This window comes from Pedobacter gandavensis (assembly GCF_014172405.1).
Lineage (GTDB): Bacteria > Bacteroidota > Bacteroidia > Sphingobacteriales > Sphingobacteriaceae > Pedobacter > Pedobacter gandavensis.
Window position 1 is genome coordinate 29,192 of sequence record NZ_WNXC01000002.1, and the last position, 17,806, is coordinate 46,997.

12 protein-coding genes are annotated in these 17,806 nt (G+C 42.6%); 3 read left to right on the forward strand and 9 right to left on the reverse strand.

Features of this window, described 5'->3' with window-relative positions:
• Positions 1-64 precede the first annotated feature (64 nt).
• The 3 genes from GM920_RS08060 (at position 65) to GM920_RS08070 (ending at position 4,303) form a co-directional block, all read left to right on the forward strand.
• Positions 65-484: a Fur family transcriptional regulator gene (locus GM920_RS08060; protein ID WP_182955538.1), complete on the forward strand. Its 420-nt coding sequence runs from the start codon at positions 65-67 to the stop codon at positions 482-484.
• A 69-nt stretch (positions 485-553) separates the two neighbouring features.
• The gene (locus GM920_RS08065) at positions 554-2,599 is read left to right on the forward strand and encodes a heavy metal translocating P-type ATPase (protein WP_182955541.1); all 2,046 of its coding nucleotides are present in this window, start codon (positions 554-556) and stop codon (positions 2,597-2,599) included.
• 117 nt (positions 2,600-2,716) lie between these two features.
• Complete coding sequence (locus GM920_RS08070; protein ID WP_182955543.1) at positions 2,717-4,303, forward strand: hypothetical protein; 1,587 nt, start codon at positions 2,717-2,719, stop codon at positions 4,301-4,303.
• 33 nt (positions 4,304-4,336) lie between these two features.
• On the opposite strand, the gene GM920_RS08075 is transcribed toward GM920_RS08070, so the two are convergent.
• From GM920_RS08075 to GM920_RS08115, 9 genes are all read right to left on the reverse strand, one after another.
• The gene (locus GM920_RS08075; RefSeq protein WP_182955546.1) at positions 4,337-5,761 is read right to left on the reverse strand and encodes a GDSL-type esterase/lipase family protein; all 1,425 of its coding nucleotides are present in this window, start codon (positions 5,759-5,761) and stop codon (positions 4,337-4,339) included.
• Between the two features lie 12 nt (positions 5,762-5,773).
• Positions 5,774-7,309 carry a DUF4955 domain-containing protein gene (locus GM920_RS08080; protein WP_182955549.1) on the reverse strand — a complete coding sequence of 512 codons (1,536 nt, stop codon included), beginning with the start codon at positions 7,307-7,309 and terminating at the stop codon, positions 5,774-5,776.
• 83 nt (positions 7,310-7,392) lie between these two features.
• Positions 7,393-8,712: a polysaccharide lyase 6 family protein gene (locus GM920_RS08085; protein WP_182955551.1), complete on the reverse strand. Its 1,320-nt coding sequence runs from the start codon at positions 8,710-8,712 to the stop codon at positions 7,393-7,395.
• Positions 8,713-8,716: 4 nt separating this feature from the next.
• Entirely contained in the window at positions 8,717-10,156 is a 1,440-nt protein-coding gene (locus tag GM920_RS08090) for an alpha-L-fucosidase (protein WP_182955554.1), read from the reverse strand.
• Between the two features lie 138 nt (positions 10,157-10,294).
• A complete protein-coding gene (locus tag GM920_RS08095; protein WP_235964482.1) occupies positions 10,295-11,083 on the reverse strand; it encodes a heparin lyase I family protein in 789 nt (262 codons plus the stop codon).
• A gap of 89 nt (positions 11,084-11,172) precedes the next feature.
• Entirely contained in the window at positions 11,173-12,357 is a 1,185-nt protein-coding gene (locus GM920_RS08100) for a glycoside hydrolase family 88 protein (RefSeq protein WP_182955557.1), read from the reverse strand.
• 104 nt (positions 12,358-12,461) lie between these two features.
• A complete protein-coding gene (locus GM920_RS08105) occupies positions 12,462-14,336 on the reverse strand; it encodes an alpha-L-fucosidase (protein ID WP_182955560.1) in 1,875 nt (624 codons plus the stop codon).
• Positions 14,337-14,426: 90 nt separating this feature from the next.
• On the reverse strand, positions 14,427-15,650 hold the full coding sequence (locus GM920_RS08110; protein WP_182955562.1) for an alginate lyase family protein: 1,224 nt from the start codon (positions 15,648-15,650) through the stop codon (positions 14,427-14,429).
• Positions 15,647-17,800, reverse strand: a complete 2,154-nt coding sequence (locus tag GM920_RS08115; RefSeq protein ID WP_182955565.1) for a glycoside hydrolase family 31 protein — start codon at positions 17,798-17,800, stop codon at positions 15,647-15,649. Before GM920_RS08115 ends, GM920_RS08110 begins: the two co-directional genes overlap by 4 nt.
• Positions 17,801-17,806 lie beyond the last annotated feature (6 nt).

Consider the following 17,806-nt stretch of genomic DNA (forward strand, 5'->3'; position numbering starts at 1 on the left):
TTTGCTAATGTCCAGACGAGGTTACAAATCCTTAAAGAAATGTAACCTCATAAAGATCAACTCAATGAAAAAAGACATCGAACAAAGGCTAAAAAATAAAAACATCAACCCTACTGCCATGCGACTGCTGGTATTGGATTTTTTAACGCAACAAAATGCAGCCATTAGTCTGAATGATCTGGAGAAAGGCATGGAGCCATCCGACAGGATTACCCTGTACCGTACACTGAAAACTTTTGAAGAGAAAGGCCTGGTCCACCACATCGATGATGGAACGGGGACTACAAAATATGCTTTATGCCTGGAGGAATGTGATGGCGATCATCATCATGACCTTCACGTACATTTCTATTGTACCAGTTGCAAAGAAACTTTTTGTCTCCCTAACACTAAAATTCCAGAAATCTCACTCCCTAAAAAATTCAGACCTGAAGAGATGAATTTGGTGATCAAGGGGATTTGTGACCATTGCAGCCCGGACTAACATTGCAATAGCATTGCATCATTATTGCTGGTAAATTTGTATATTAATTTTAATCAAGATGCCAAACCTATGAAAGTCAATGATTGCTGCGATACAGAAGAAACCGTTAAAACGGCCATAAAATGCCAGGATACACATCCCCAAAATAGCCATTCGAATCATCAGCATTCCGCTGCTGAACATCAACACGATGGGCATCAGCACGCCGCTCATGAAGGCCATGATGACGATGATGGGCACAACCACGGATCCGGAGAACCGGACTCATGGGCCAGCCATTGGCCACTCCTTACCGCACTAGCTGTCGTAATCATCATGCTTACGCTGGATTACGGATTTAACATCACCTTTAACCAAGTCACCCAACTGATCATTTTTGTACCTGCCTACCTTTTGGCTGGGTATAATGTTTTATACCTGGCTTTCAGAAAAGCCATGAAGTTAGACTTCTTCAATGAGTTTTTCCTGATGAGCGTAGCTACTATTGGTGCCTTCGCCATTGGTTCCTATAGTGAGGGTGTAGCCGTTATGGTCTTCTATTCTATTGGAGAATGGTTCCAGGATAGTGCGGTAAGTAAAGCTAAAAGAAGTATTAAAGCCTTATTAGACATCAGACCAGATAGCGTGGATGTAATTCGCGACGGAAAAGTGATGACTGTTGCCCCGGCCGAAGTCGCCATTGACGAAATTATTCAAATAAAACCTGGTGAAAAAGTTGCCCTGGATGGCGTACTTTATTCGGAAAAAGCGACTTTCAATACCGCTGCCCTAACCGGTGAAAGTAAACCCGATTCCAAAACCAAAGAGGATCAGGTATTAGCCGGAATGATCAATTTAAACCAGCTGGCACAAGTACAGGTAAAGTCATTGTTTAAAGATAGTAAGTTGAGCAAAATTCTGGAAATGGTACAAAATGCTACCGCCAGAAAATCACAAACCCAGCTTTTCATTTCCCGGTTTGCTAAAGTATATACGCCTATTGTATTCCTATTGGCGGTCATGCTCATCACCCTTCCTTACTTTTTTGTAGCAGATTACATTTTCCAGGACTGGTTTTACCGTGGATTGGTATTCCTGGTGATCAGCTGTCCATGCGCCTTAGTAGTCTCCATCCCACTTGGTTATTTCGGAGGGATCGGACTGGCATCCAGAAATGGTATCCTGTTTAAAGGATCGAACTTCCTGGACATCATGACTAAAATTAATACCGTGGTGATGGACAAAACAGGTACCCTGACCAAGGGTGTTTTCCAAGTGCAGCAAGTCAATACTGAGGGCATTGAAGAGAAAGAATTTATACAGTTGTTGGCGGCTATAGAAAGTAAATCTACACATCCGATCGCCACTGCAATCGCTGAATACGCAGGAACTACGCCAGACCAAAACAAGATCGGTCACGTAGAAGAAATTGCAGGTCATGGCCTTAAAGGCCTGATCGATGGTAAAGAAGTGCTTGCTGGTAATGCAAAACTCCTTAAAAAATTCAATATCCCTTATCCTGCAGAAATAGACGAAATTGTGGACTCAGTAGTGGTCGTAGCAATCGCTCAGAAATATGCCGGTTATGTCACCATTGCGGATGAAGTCAAAGCCGATGCAAAACAGGCCATCGCAGACTTACACGCTTTGAATATCAAAACGGTTATGCTGAGTGGAGATAAGCAAAGTGTAGTCAATAAAGTTGCTGCCTTTTTAGGCATCGACCAGGCCTTTGGCGACCTGCTCCCTGAAAACAAAGTGACAAAAGTAGAAAACCTTAAAGCAGAAGGTAGAACCCTTGCATTTGTTGGCGATGGTGTAAACGATGCGCCTGTAGTTGCCCTGGCAGATGCAGGAATTGCCATGGGTGGATTGGGTAGCGATGCAACCATTGAAACTGCCGATATTGTCATCCAGAACGATCAACCTTCCAAAATAGTAGCCGCCATAAAAATTGGTAAACTCACCAGAAGTGTCGTTTGGCAAAACATCATCCTTGCCATGAGCGTGAAAGCGATTGTGCTCATTCTTGGTGCAGGCGGGGTTGCCAACCTATGGGAAGCCGTAATCGCAGATGTAGGGGTAGCCTTATTGGCCATCTTAAATGCAGTACGCATCCAAAGAATGAAAATTTAGTGTCCAGGCTTTTTGTTCTAATTGCCAAACCGCTTGATTACCCTGCCAATATAAACGATCAAAATTTAGAATATTATCGCGCTATTGCATGGTCATAAACCAAATACTGACCATCAAATGAAGCACAAATTTACCCGAACTGTGCTGGCCCTTCTGACCAGCACAGTTCTTCTTTCCTTTACCAAGGATAGCGCTATGATCGAACCTAAGTTCCTCATAACAAGTTCTGATTCCTCTGGCACCCACAATGGCCCATGGAAGTCGAAATTCCTGGATGTCAATAAAAATGGAACCATCACTTACCACCCCGATGAGCAAGGAAATACCATTCCAGATTTCAGTCTGGTAGGTTATCATCATGGCTCAAGACCCATTCCAAAACTTAAACTATTCAAAACCCTATATCCTGGCAAGGGCGATGCAGGAAACATGATCCAACAGGCAATTGACGAACTAGCCGCTTTGCCTGCCGATAAAAATGGCCATCGGGGGACGATCTTGTTGACTAAAGGAAGTTATCCGATTGCCGGAACCATACACATCAAATCTGATGGCATCGTATTAAAAGGTGAAGGTGATCAAGCCAATGGCACCAAACTCATTGCTACTGGTAAAGGTTCCCGCTCGCTAATTGAAATTAAAGGCAGCGGTCAGCTTACAGAAATCCCTGGAACAAGAGTCAACATCACCGATACCTATGTCCCTACAGGCGCAAAATCCTTCCAGGTTACCGATGCTAAAGCATTTAAAGCCGGAGATAAAATCGTCCTTTTCAGACCAGGTAGCAGCAATTGGATCAAGGATTTGCAAATGGATCAGATCATCGCCAGACAAGGCACCAAACAATGGCAAGCCAACGATTATAACCTTTCTTATGAAAGAGAAATCACCAAAATCAACGGGAATACGGTCTTTATAGATAACCCGGTGGTTATGACCATAGATCAGAAATACAGTACCGGAGCCATTTACAAATGCAACTTCAAAGGTCGCTTACAAGAAGTTGGTGTAGAAAACATCCTTTTTGAATCAGAATATGCGAGTGATATTGATGAAGATCATGGCAATATTGCGGTCGACTTTGACAACATTGAGAATGCTTGGGTAACCGGCATCACTGCGCGATTTTTTATCTATGCGGCAGTTAGCCTAAATACTGGCGCAAAAAACGTCACCGTGAAAGACTCCAAGTGTCTGGATGCAAAATCAATCATTACAGGCGGTAGAAGGTATTCCTTCAACAACAACGGACAACAAAACCTATTTATGAATCTGGAAACTACGGAAGGTAGACACGATTACGTAACCGGTGCCAAAACAGCAGGCCCCAATGTATTTTACAACTGTAAATCCACAAATACCCATGCCGATATAGGCCCTCACCACCGTTGGGCAACTGGAACGCTATACGACAACATCGAAACCGATGGACAAATCAACGTTCAAGACCGTGGCAACTGGGGCAGTGGACATGGCTGGTCCGGCGTTACACAGGTTTTATGGAACTGCACGGTAGAATCTGCAGCGGTCCAAAACCCTTGGGCATCTGGAAAAAACTATGCAATTGGCCTTAAAGGAAAAAAAGTAGCCGGACGATTGCCTGGAAAACCTGATGGGGAATGGGAAGGTCAGGATCAGAAAAACCTGTTACCCCAATCTTTATTCCTCGCACAACTTAAAGCCGCCGGAATAAAAACCCCATAACCACCAAACAACTTAAAGAAAGCAACCAAAAGGCTAATAACCGGTTGCTTTTAAAATAAAGTCGACGATAGGTTGCGGATTAGGAAGACTATGTGGATGATGCTTGCCTTCTGGTTTATGAATCAACTGGATATTTCCTCCCGCAGCCTTTATCTTCTCGGCAAAAGGAAGGCTGTTTTCTGCCATTGGAACCACCTCATCCAGATCTCCACACACGTGTAACATTGGATATTTCCCCTTCACAATCGCAGCAATCTGATCTATCGGACTGCCTTTAAATTCCGCAGCCTCCGCATCGTTGGCATAACCATAATCTTTTAAGAAAGCAGCCCAATTGTCTTTACTGCCAGGTCCTTTGCCTTTTCCTCCTGGCCAGCTTTTTAAATCCAGCACCGGATTATCAGCATACACACAAGCCACTTTATCCGGATTTGTTGCAGCCCAATTATAAACATATACACCGCCTCTACTCATCCCCTCCATCACTGCTTTCTTAGCAAAACCCATTTTTTGCAGCGATTTGTAAAAATCATTCCAAATCCCAATGGCTTCCGCATTGCCAAACAACTCTGCCACATCACAGTAAACAACATGAAAACCGCGTTCCAGCAAAGCGATATCCGTTTGGGGCTCATGCCCAAAAAACCTGGCTCTCCATACCCAAGGCATTCCTTTTGCCACTAACTTCGGACTCACAATCAGCGCCTCACGTCCTTTAAATGAAAAACTCAATTCTTCATAGCCATAAAAAGAACTTCGCTTAATTGGCGTTTTAATCTGCTTAGCAAGGTCTTTTCCTGCTTTATTTTTTTGAAGGACAAAGGAATGTAGACGTTCCGCGATAAAGCCATCACCTACCGCATTCGGATGGACTTTATCCACTAGTAAAGCTTCTTTATCCGCAAACAAGGAATAAAGATCCAGCAATTCCAACTGTTCATCATAAGCTACTTTTTGTACCATAGCGATCAGGCTATCTCTTAAATAAGTACCTGAAATTCCAAATTTAGTATCAGAAAAGGCTTTCAATGGCAATAACAAAACAACTTTGGGTTTGGTATCCAATTGCTGGAAAGTATGAACCATATCCTTATAATCCGCCACGAAATCAGCCATCTGTGCGCGGTTGATTTGTTTACTATCATTCGTTCCTAACTTAATAAAAACCAGATTCGGCCTGCTGTTCAGGACTTGTTTAAACTCCGGAGTGTTCCAATAAGGTTTATTCCCTTTTTTAAGCATCGTTGCCCCACTAACCCCAAAATTTAACACTTCATAATCGGGTCCAAGTAGCGTTTGCAACTGTGCAGGATAAGATTCCTTAGTCCGATCTTTCAAGCCAGAACCAAAGGTGATGCTATTCCCTACACAAACAATCCGTGTTTTCGATTGCCCATAGCTCTCCAAACCAGTGATAAAAACCACTGCGATCAAGAAGAACTTAAATACTTTTCCCATGTACAATTTAATTTATTTAGCTTTCGTCAGGTCGCTTCCTTTTAATCTCCATTGAAGTTGTGCCTCAAACAAAGACACAGGAAGTACAGGTTTTCCTTGCGATTCATTAATCCCGGTATGGTCAAAAGTTACGATTTTATTAGATGTAAATCCAACCAGAATAGGTAATGCGATCGTATAATTTCTTCTGCGTGAACTGTCCCAAAAATCATAATGCTGATCTTTAACTGATCTATGCTGAAAATTCCAAAGCACCAGCTCCTTACCGTGGTGCGGATATCCAGGTTCTGGCCCACCAAGATTATAGAACACTCCTCCTTGCACATCATCATATAGCGTTGCATAAGGTTGTCCGGAGTGGATGTCAAAGTTTTGATCTATGCCCAGGCTACACTTCGTAATCACCGTTCCTACGGCGCTATAACCAGTTCCGGCACCATGGTGTTGTGCCCCATTGAAGGAACAGTTCTTTACCAATACGCCATATCCAGTCCGCGCATGAACAGAAGCATGGCCCTTCTTTCCTCTAAAATGAGTGTTCTCGATGGTCATCCGATAACCCGAACGAATAAAAACCCCCTCATTCAGGTCATGAAACTCACAATTCCTGATCCAGCTATCCTTCAAATATTCCATGCCAACTGCTTCATAGGCGTAATCATGAATCTCATTCTTATGGTGAATAAATTCTTCCGGATAGTTTTTCCAGTTACTGGAGAACATCAGGTCTTCAATGCCACATTCTGAGATCGAATTGTAACTTTCTAGATCCCAGCTTCCACTCTTTACCATTTTGATATCCAGGTGTATCGGGTTTTTAAAACTAACCTGATTTCCGGCAATCTTTGTGATCGTGTGAATCTCATAAATCTGCATTCCTCCCTTATCGCCGAACAACCTCGTCCACTGTGGTTTTAAATCCAATGGGGCAAAATACATCTTGGTAAATTCCTCAGATTTATGACGGATCACCACATCCTGCCCTATTTTTAATTTCGATGCATCCTGAACATTTACAGAAAAAGTTTCCCGACCAACATCTCCGGTAATGGTGGTTAGTTTTTTTGTACTTCCTTCCTGGGGCTTAAACAAAAACTGGCGCCCATTAATCCGCATATTTGCCTGGTAGATTTCCGTACCACCGGCGCCACTTCCAGACCCCTTCAAAATAATCCCGCTTTTAGAAATCCGGATTTGCTTTTTAGCATCTTCATCTGGAGCGATCAAATACTTCCCCCGTTCAAAGAAAACAATACCACCACCTGGATTTGCTTCTGCAGCATCAACTGCTTTCTGGATCGCTGCATCATCATATAACTCGTCATTTGAGATCGCGCCATAATCTGCTACTTTAAATACTTTTTTGCCTGTCAAAGCAGGCAGTTCTTTTTCCGACCAATGGTATCCGGCATAGGAAAAATCCGGAAGTACCGGCGTTTTACCCTGTTGTTTTGCGCTCACAAAATCGGTCCACAGCGGGGAAACTTGTTGTGCTTGTCCGGCAATTGCCATACATAGCAAAGGGAAAATAAGAATTGATCTCTTCATCGAAAGAATTATATTAAAAAAGAATTATAGCCAGAAAAAAACAGATAAAGATCTCTTCAGGAAACGAAATATACAGCATGGAATTACAACACTGGAAAAGAAGTATTCAATTTAGCCCAATCAGGTCCAATTTTAGTGCTTTCCCAAAAGGGCTTAAACGCAGGCTGTCCTGGTTTTAAATACAAACCATTTTCCATCCTTTTTACGACCTCATTTTTTAGAACAAAGCCTTTTTCAGGAGTACCAGAATAAGACTTACTGAAGATCTGGTTATCTTTAAAATCAATCACGACCCTTTCATCGTACCACTTTAGTGGAGATTCATTCGCAACAATGATATTCTTTGCAAAAACAGTATTCAAAGCAGGCAAATACCTACCCGGATTATATCCTGCGGCAATGGCAAAAGGCTCTTTACAATTGACAATCAGGTTGTCTGTAATCACCGCATTTTTCACCTGCCAATGACTGGTTAATATCGGATTTGGCAATCCGGCCATCACAGAAATTGCCGCACTAACACTGGTTCCTGTCAAATCCTGAAAGTAATTGTCATGCACAAAGTGATCCTCCCCGATGATGCGTACGCCACCGGTTCCAGGTTTTCCATTGCCAAGAAAGAAATTCCCATACACTTCAGCATGGTTACCATGCCTCAACGTCAATGTCGCTTTGCACTCATAAAACAGGTTATTCCTAATGATATTCTTACATGATTTATTTGAAACGGCCTCTAACTCCCCATTACAATGCTCAAAAATATTCTCTTCTACTACTGTAAACGAATCATGAAAAGACCAGGTACTTGTCCCGATCCTAATCGTCTCTCCGCCGTTTCTACCTAATTCCGGGCGAGGTCCAAAATAATTATGATCGATCTGATGGTAATTTGGGGTATCCGAAAGCCATACGATAAGGGTAACCCCTTGGTGGCGCTTGCCCTTAAAAAAGCAATGGTCTACCCGATTGCGGCTTCCTCTTAAAGAAACCCAGCGGTAATCCACTTTTTCATCCGGGTTATTGTAATCAACAATCGCGGTATTTGTGAGCCTGCAATAGGTAGATTTCTCAGAAAAATCAACGACTTCCCCACCAGTTAAAAAGCCATACTCAAAAGACAATCCATCCACCAATAACCAGGCTCCATCAATCACCAACGAAGAATTCCCGCTAAGCACCGTCTTTCCCGGATTTGCTGCCAACAAAACAATGGGACGCGCTTTGGTCCCATTGCCTTTAAATACAATTTTTTGATCTTTCCACTCCCCCGGTTCCATCAACACCCGATCTCCCGGAGATAAAACCAAGGCTTCCAATTCTTTTGCAGAATGGATTCGGTAATCCTTCGCCTGTCCGGCAAGCGCTATCCATACCAGAAAAAAAGTAAAAATTATCGTTTTCATTTTCCTAATCTAATGCACCGGTTTTCATTTCTTTTTTAGGTTGATTCGTTACCTGATGATCCACCGGACCTTCAAATTCCACACGAATTACTGAAGCTACCGCATCAGGAGCCTCCGATGGCACAGAAATTAACAGGTCATCGCCTTTTCTTGCTGTACTCACCTTCCCCTTACCTTTCGCTAAAAGCGAAGCGGAGATGACTTTATTCTTAAGGCCAGGAACCACTAAGACCCCATCTTTAGGCCAGTTGAATACAGAAAAATAAAGTACGGTACCCTTTTTGATTTCCTTTCTTGTGCAACGTCCCCAATCCAAAGGTGCCAATGGGTTGGCTTTTGTACCGTAAATCGCTTCACTATTTACTTTCATCCATTTGCCAATATCGCTCAAACGTTGTATACTTTCCTCAGGAAAAGTACCATCTGGTTTTGGGCCAACATTCAACAAATAATTCCCCCCTTTAGAAGCGATATCTACTAAGTTGCGGATCAGTGTCTCACTTGATTTCCATTTATGATCGGCAGTACGGAATCCCCAAGTGCCATTCATGGTCATACAAGTTTCCCAATCCATACCATCCAATTCTGCCTGATTCGGAATTTTTTGCTCTGGAGTTTTAGTATCTCCAGGAAAATTAGGTCTCTTCAAACGGTCATTGGTAATGATTTGAGGTTGCGTTTTTAACGCGTCTTGTAGTTTCATTGCAGCCTCATCCGTCATGTTTGTTGGGGTATCCCACCAAAGCACAGCGATATCGCCGTAATTGGTCATCAATTCTTTCACTTGTGGAACAGCAACCTCATCAATATATTGGTCAAAAGTTTTGGTCTGCTGCGCAGGATCCCAATGTCCCTTATTAGCCAATGTATAGGCATCAATCTTAGTAGAATCAGGATTTGCCCATCCTTCTCTCATTTCTTTTCGTGCAGCTGATCCACCTGGATTGTTCCAATCTTGTGCCTGAGAATAGTAAAAACCCAGTTTTATTCCGTATTTCTTACAAGCTTCTGCTAATGGTTTCAGCAGATCTTTCCCATAAGGAGTCGCATCAGTGATGTCCCATTTACTCGCTTTTGAGTTGAACAATGCAAATCCGTCATGATGTTTAGCCGTAATGATCAGGTATTTCATCCCAGCATCTTTCGCCATTTTTACCCAGGCATCGGCATCATATTTTGTCGGATTGAAGCTTTTCGCCATTTCCTGATATTCAGCAACAGGGATTTTAGATCTGTTCATGATCCATTCTGCACCCCCACGAAGTTGTTCATGGCCTTTGTACACCCCCGCAAACTGTGCGTAGACGCCCCAGTGAATGAACATGCCAAATTTGGCTTCCCGCCACCAAGCCATCCGTTCGTCTTTTGTCAGGGCGCGCTGACCTTGGGCCAACTGAATAAAAAAAGAAAGCGCTATGATTAGGGCTAATGATATTTTACGCATAATTTATATAATGGTTAGGTCTCCTAATGTACTGCATATTTGACAAGGAGCACACTCTTCAATTGGCTGATGTTTCAGCAATATTACCACCCTGCTGAGAACTTATCTATGTATTCCAGTCGATTTGTTAAAAGCAGATTACTGCGCAGCATCTGCATAAGTAGTCCCAATTCTGATCTTCTTCACATAGTGCGTTACCTCGGCCTCATCGCCCCCATAAACACCCCATTTAGGATCACAGTCTGCTACATCAAGTGTTCTGCAAGTCAGGCGTTCTGTGCCATTTGCCAAAGTTTGCTTCACACCATTGTACCAAAATTCAATAAATCCTACGCTTGGATTTCTGGATACCTTCATCCGGATCACAAAGCTCATCCAGGTGTTTACAGGCAGATTAATAGACCAAGGTACCGTAGCCACATGACTATCGTCAAAATGTTGCAGTTCCAACTTACCTCCTTTTGTTCTCAGCATCAAAGGGTGATTTTGCAAGGAACCCTCTGTTGGATAAGATTTCCATTGAAAGATCGCTTCGGTTTTTAAATTGGAAGGGATGAGCAGTTTACTGGTAAATCCAATATAAATTTCATCACCTTCTGCAGCCTGAAAATTCTTTGCGCCACGAACTTCGGTACGGTGACTGTTCAAGGGTTTCAAAAACTTCCAGGTCAACACCCCTGTTTCGTCAGTAACTGTGCTGAGCGCACCTGTGCCTTCAATATTAATGGCTTTCCAAACATTTTCGGAGCCCCTACTCGCATCGCCATTAAATAAAACAGCAGCAACCTGATTTTCCCCCGGACTAACTTTCAAAACTGGTGTAGACAGTTTAAGTTCCGCTACAGCAGATTTTTCTTTTTCACAACTGGACAATAACAAACTCCCACTCATCAATACGACAATCATTAACTGGTTCTTTTTCATCATGTTTATATTAAATTTTATGTTGTTGATTCTTGTTATTGTCCAATCCAACCGGTCCCAATATGGATAGGATAACCAGCCTTATATGCTCGTTATTTCAATTGATCCGCTCTCAACAAGGCTTCCAAATAATAATAGTCTGCATAAGAAAGTGGCGCATCTACTTCAGAATTCGAAGGTTTAGAACCCGTACTGCTGATCAGAATAAACCCTTTATTCGTTCCTACCGGCGCTGTATATTTATCCGCCATGCTGTTCATCATCACATTTGCTTTATTCAGATAGGTTTTCTTTTGATCACTATAACCACTCAATTCATACAATGCTGAAGCGATTACCGCAGCCGCGGATACATCACGAGGCTCATTTGGAATGCTTGGTGCATTAAAATCCCAATAAGGAACCAAATCTTTTGGCATATTCGGATGATTCAAGATATAAGCTGCAATATTTTCTGCCTGTTTTAAATAAACTGGATCTTTGGTGAAACGGTAACACATCGTGTAACCATAAAGTGCCCAGCCTTGTCCTCTAGACCATGCGGATTCATGGCTGTAGCCCTGGTGAGTTTGTTTTTTCAATACAGCACCAGTTTGTGGGTCGTAATCAATCACATGATAAGAACTATAATCCGGACGGAAATGGTTTTTCATGGTCGTATTCGCATGGCTCACCGCAATCTTGTAAAAAGAAGAATCGCCACTCAACCTGGTCGCCTCGAATAACAATTCCAGGTTCATCATATTGTCGATAATTACCGGATTTACCCATTTATCCCGACTGTGATCCCAAGATAAAATCACCCCCGTCTTAGGATTAAATCGGGTAGCCAATTTCTTCGCTGATTCTAAAATTACCTCTTTATAATGGGCATCATTTGTAATGCGATATCCCGTTCCAATACTACAATACACTTTAAAACCCATATCGTGCGTGGTACCGTTCAGCTTTTCCTTCTCTATTGCAGCAGAAAACTTCCTCGCTTCTTTCATCCAAGGTTGTTGATGATTGTATTCGTATAAAAACCACAACACACCTGGAAAGAAACCACTGGTCCAATCCTTAGAAGCCACCAATTTCAGCTTTCCATTTTCAATCGTCCTTGGCGAAACTAATGCCGGATTTCCAGCATGAAGTTTCGCATCCTCCACCTCCTTCAACATATATTCTGTTTGCTTAGCAGCCAGCTTAAACGCCTTTTTAACGTTCGGTTTCTGAGCAAATGTGCTGGTATGCAGCAAAGAAAGAGCTAGTACAGTAAAAAAGTATCTTTTCATTATTCTAAATATTATATGGGTAATTACATTTAATTATTTCATAGCGGCTTCCTATTTCAGAAAAGCTTTATATCATGGGAGTCCTCTTGTTTCATGACGATTTGCTAAAGGGCAATTGGAATCAACTGAACTTCTAACAGTTTCATCAGCTCAACACCATGTGCTTTTGCGGCAGAAAGTTTTAACTGATATGCTCCATGAGACAAATCCACAATGCCTATTTCCTGACTAACAACTCCTGTTTTCTGAGCGATTATTGGGTTTTCAACATTCAAAGCGCCCAACTCCAGTCGGTAGCTACCTTTCGGATCCGTTCCTGGCAGGTACTTTACCAGGACCTTATATTTTGCAGGCGCTAAGGTTTTAAAATCCCAGGAAAAATATTGCCCTTCAGATTTTAACCCATCCACAAAATAGCGGTCGGTTTTCCCGTCTCCAAAACCAAATCCTTTCCCATGCAATACCGCATCAAAAGACAACAACCGATTGGTCAAATCTTTATCAGCCAACAATCGGAGCGTATCTACCTTCAAAGCTGCATTTAGCTCCAAAACCACCACTGCATCCGCAGCATCAGGAGCCTTTCCAGGCACTGAAATACTCAGGTCTGCCGGCCCTAAACGCTTAACTAATAAATTCTTTTTTGCAGGATCATTTAACAGATAAGCCGCTTTGACCTCCGATTTCAAACCTCCCAAGACCAATTTCCCGTCTTTAGGCCAGTCAAAAACATGTAGATATACTTGTTTATCCTTCTGGGTAATCACCCCCCATGCCGGAATCGGCAAAACAGAGCGACTCGTTCCAAATATGGAAAGCTTGTTTTTATGTAGCCATGGACCAATACTATCCAAAATACGCTGATCTTTCTGGTCAAAACTTCCATCTCCCTTAGGGCCAATGTTCATCAAAAGGTTTCCCCCGCGGGAACTTGCATTCGCCAGTAAGCGAATAAAAAACTGGGCAGACTTATGACTGTTGTCGTGTTTGGAATAACCATACGACTCATTTGTGGTGGGAATCGCTTCCCAGTCTCCACTCACCGTACGGAATTCAGCTGGCCGATCTCCCGTATTCTGGTAATCACCAAAATTTCCGGTTGCACTTCTCGCCAAACGGCCATTTACAACAATATTCGGATCTGTTTCCCTAATCGCTTGAAGGATTTTCAGATTTTCAGAAAAGGGTAATTTATGAGGGGTATCAAACCATAGAATATCTGGATGATACTTGTTGATCAATTCTTTAATCTGAGGAATCGCTTTCTCATTTACATATTTCTGCGCTTTTGGCAACCAATCTGGATGGTTGTCAAACCAGTTTGCTCCGCCAATCAATTGATCTCCTCCTGGGTTCTTATATTCCCAATCGTTGCCCGGTGCATTCGGATCTTCCCAATCAAAAGCATGGGAATAATAAAAACCAAACTTCATCCCATGTTTCTTGGCCGCTGCAGCCAATTCCGCCATCGGATCACGCTTAAAAGGCGTCTGGTCCATCACGTCAAAATCGGACACTTTAGAGTCAAACATGGCAAAACCATCATGGTGCTTGGCCGTGATGATGAAGTAATTCATCCCTGCTTTTTTAGCATCTAAAATCCACTCTTCTGCATTAAACTTCAAGGGATTAAATTTATGAGCAAGCTCCAGGTAATCCGCTTTACTGATCTTTTCCTTTCGCATCAAATGTTCGGCATAACCGTTCACTACTTTCCCTTTCCATTCCCCCTCAGGAATGGAATACAATCCCCAGTGGACAAACATCCCGAACTTAGCATCCCGCCACCATTTAATCCGCTGCTCATGATCTTTCATAGAGGCAGTCCACCAGCCTTTTTTTGCATCCTCAATGGCTCGCTCATCACGCGCTTTTGCCTGGTTAAACATTTCTTTATCCTCATCACCAGCCACCTGGCTATAACTATAACCTGAGCTAAGCGATAAAGAAAGTAATAAAAAAGCCGCTTTACAATTCATTATTTACAATCTAAAAACCTTTAAACCAACAGGTCATTCAACCCAATACTTTCACATGCTGAAACAGCCGTTATAAAACGGCCCTAATCATTAATTCAACCAAATCAATGGATTCCTGATTGGCAAATTTCTAATCACTTCATCTACTTGAGGATCATGATCCAATTTCTGCCAGGTCTTTAACCATTCTTGCTCCTGAAAGGCATCAGCAGCAAAGATTAAGAAAGGCTGAGCCACCGGCCAATTATCCCAATGCATCACATCCGGCTTTAAAGGCCATTTACTTTTATCTTTTACAAAAGGATAGAAATAGGCTACTCCCTTCCTGATGGACTTCCCATCTGGCGTTTCAAAAGTCCAAAGGTTGTCTTTAGGGCTAGATAGAATCTGACAAAGCGTGGTCATGGCATCCAGGTTGAAAACTGAGTAACCATAAGGTTTAGTACGCGATAACTCCCTTGGAAAGCTACCATCGGCAGCCATCTGATTAGGCAACAATACCGTTTTGTAACGCTCGCTACAAAACCTCAACAATTCCTGATTTCCTGTTAGTTTAGCAAAAGAAGCCACTTGCATCGTGAAACAAGTACCATGGTTATTTTCTGCTTTCAACTCATCTTTCCCGTATGGATGTGTCATCAACCAGTTCAGGTACTCAGAAAACCAATTTCTCACACCATTCAACACCTCTTTATTCAATACTTCCTTCATTACAATTACCCCTTGTGCTACCTCCATCAACTGGATGGTATCGATAATTCCAATTCCACGTCCGGTAAATCTACCTTTGATGGCTTGTGCAAATTTCAAATGAGGATTCATCAGGGTTCCCTCATTGATAAACCAGGCCTTCAAATGTACCATCGATTGTTTGGCATATTTTTCTTCCCCCGTTAGGCGATATGCTGAAGCTAAAGCCCCAATAATTTGACTAAAACGGATCATTGCTAAACGATGTGCTACAAAGTTTTCCGGATTTGTCATCCCATCTTTCTGGACGTAAGGCCCTTCAGGGTTTTTAGGATCTGGCCACCAATAGTCACCTTCAGAGAAAAAATCATGTAAACCTCCTGCACTTCTGGAAGAGTTTTCTGCCGTTACCGTAATCGGTTTTTGCTGCATGGCCCATTTTGCTTGTGCCATGACATGCTTTCTTAAAGTCAATTCCGCTTGCTTTTTTATTTCATCTGCACCTTGCTTTACTTCAGCAACATCCTGCTTTACCACTTCAATTAACAGATTTCCACTGGCAAACCGGGGAGTGCCTGCCAATAGAAAAGCTGCCGTACAAGCTGTTAAAATCAATTTTTTCATAATTGGTTCTTTGTAGTCATTGCTTTAAAACTGATTTTATTCAATGTATTCGGTTTTCCTTTAACAGCAGCGCTGATCGAGGCCTTCAATTTACCATCTTTTCCGAGCTCCATTTTAACCTCGCGGAAGCTAAAGGCTCCCTTTTCATAGTTAAAAGTCTCCCCATCATCATCATACAATTGATAAGTTGCCGGCTTAGTTCCATAATAGCGGATCTCCAAATCGATCTTATCCGTTGATTTTGGCGCATGCATTAAGGCTGGTCCCATCGGAATAATCCCACCATCTCTTACATACACTGGAATACGATCTAAGCCTGGTGTTACCGTAATTACGGTCCCATCTCCAACAAAATCACCGGTATAAAAATCAAACCATTTTCCCCTTGGAAGGATGACCGTACGTGTGGTTTTTCCGGCAAACATTGGGGCAACTAATAAATACTCCCCTGCCATATATTGATCTTTTACTTCTTTTGTTACTGCCTCTACGTAAGGATTATCTTCCAGATTATTGCTCTTTACCTCTTTCTCCGGACCCACAGCAAAGCCAGGCTCCAAATTCATGGCACGAAAAGGAGGAATCCCCTGGAAATGGTATTTCGCAAACTCGCTGTACCAGTAAGGCATCATTTGCATTCGCAAAATTGCCATATCCTTCACTTGTTGTTCCACTTCAGGATAAGACCATGGTTTTGTACCGCTAGACCAGGCATTGATCATTGCCATTGGTGAGAATACCACCGATTGCATCCTGCGCAACCACTCTTCTCCTGTTTTAGAAGCCCGCACTTCTGGTGTCCACAAAACTCCAGCAAAACTGCTGTTGATTAAAGCCGTTATAAAATCTTCATGGTTATAATAATCATTGTAAATCACATATGGAAAAGAGGTTCCTCCGCCATTAGAGCCCCTAACCAATCCAAAAGTCCGCTGATTGCGCTCATGAAATAAATCTGTACTGTAACGCTGCATCAGTAAACCGTAAGTCTGCCTCATCTGCTCTGCCGTTTTTCCGGAAGGGAAACTGGTCACATCTGGCCATAGGTAATGGTCGTAACCGTCTACTTCATCAAATTTATAACCACTTACCCCAATATCTACCTGACTCTTTTTCAATTGACCAAACAATAATTGCTGCGCCTGAGGCAGGGTCAAATCTGGAACTGCGCCTAACCAAACCGTATGGTCTGCAGTAAAAGGCTTAATTTCCTTATAGATTGGAGATTCCGGTGAAACATATGGATTGGTCCATAAATTCAATCTGATTCCTTTCTTCAACATATCGCCTACAAATCCAGCAGGATTTGGGAACCTGGTTTTATCCCATTCAAAAGAACAAGGGTAGGCTTTACTTTGCCAGCCCGGTTCCAGACCGATAAAGTCCAAAGGAAAACCTTTCTCTGCAAATGTGCTCGCTTCTTTCTCTACATCTTCAGCGGTAAACAGCGTTTTCACGCGTTGCGTAAAACCCAATCCCCAACGCGGAGGCAAAGGGCCACCACCATTAAAAAGATTGTACCTGCTCACTGCATTTAGTGGCGTCGGACCGGCGAAAACGTAAAACTCTACCCCTTCTGCCGGAACAAGAATTTCCACGGCATCAGAATAAGGGCGTGAGGCCCAGGTTTTATCGGTATTCCGATCTTTGGCCGCCGGTGCATTTTCACTGTCTCTCCGAACTGCTGAACCCGCATAAACTTTAAGGTAACGTGCCGAGTTGATGAAAACCCCATAACCATCAGAAGACACGTAGAAAGGCGTTGGTGCATGCGTACGGCCATTGTCTTTACCGCCAAAATGATCTACATGGAGTTCAAGAATCTTTCCCCGCTGATGAACGGTTTGGAAGTTTAATCCAAACCCAAACAACTGCTCTGCCTTTTTTAAGGGAAAGCGCAAATACGTTTTCCCATCCTTTAACTGGGCAACCACTTCCTGCTGTACCATCGGGAAAGCGGCAGTACCCATTTTATTTAAACCTTCCAGGTAGGGCTTCGCTCCTGAAGCCGTTAACAAATTATAACTTTCAGGCGCACCAACCGTACCTTTCCAAACCCCTGGAGCAACCAGCTCCCAGGCAATATTTTGTGCCTTTAAACACAAGGTACTTAGTAAAAATGCGGTACAAACAACAATGCTTTTAAACATAATTTC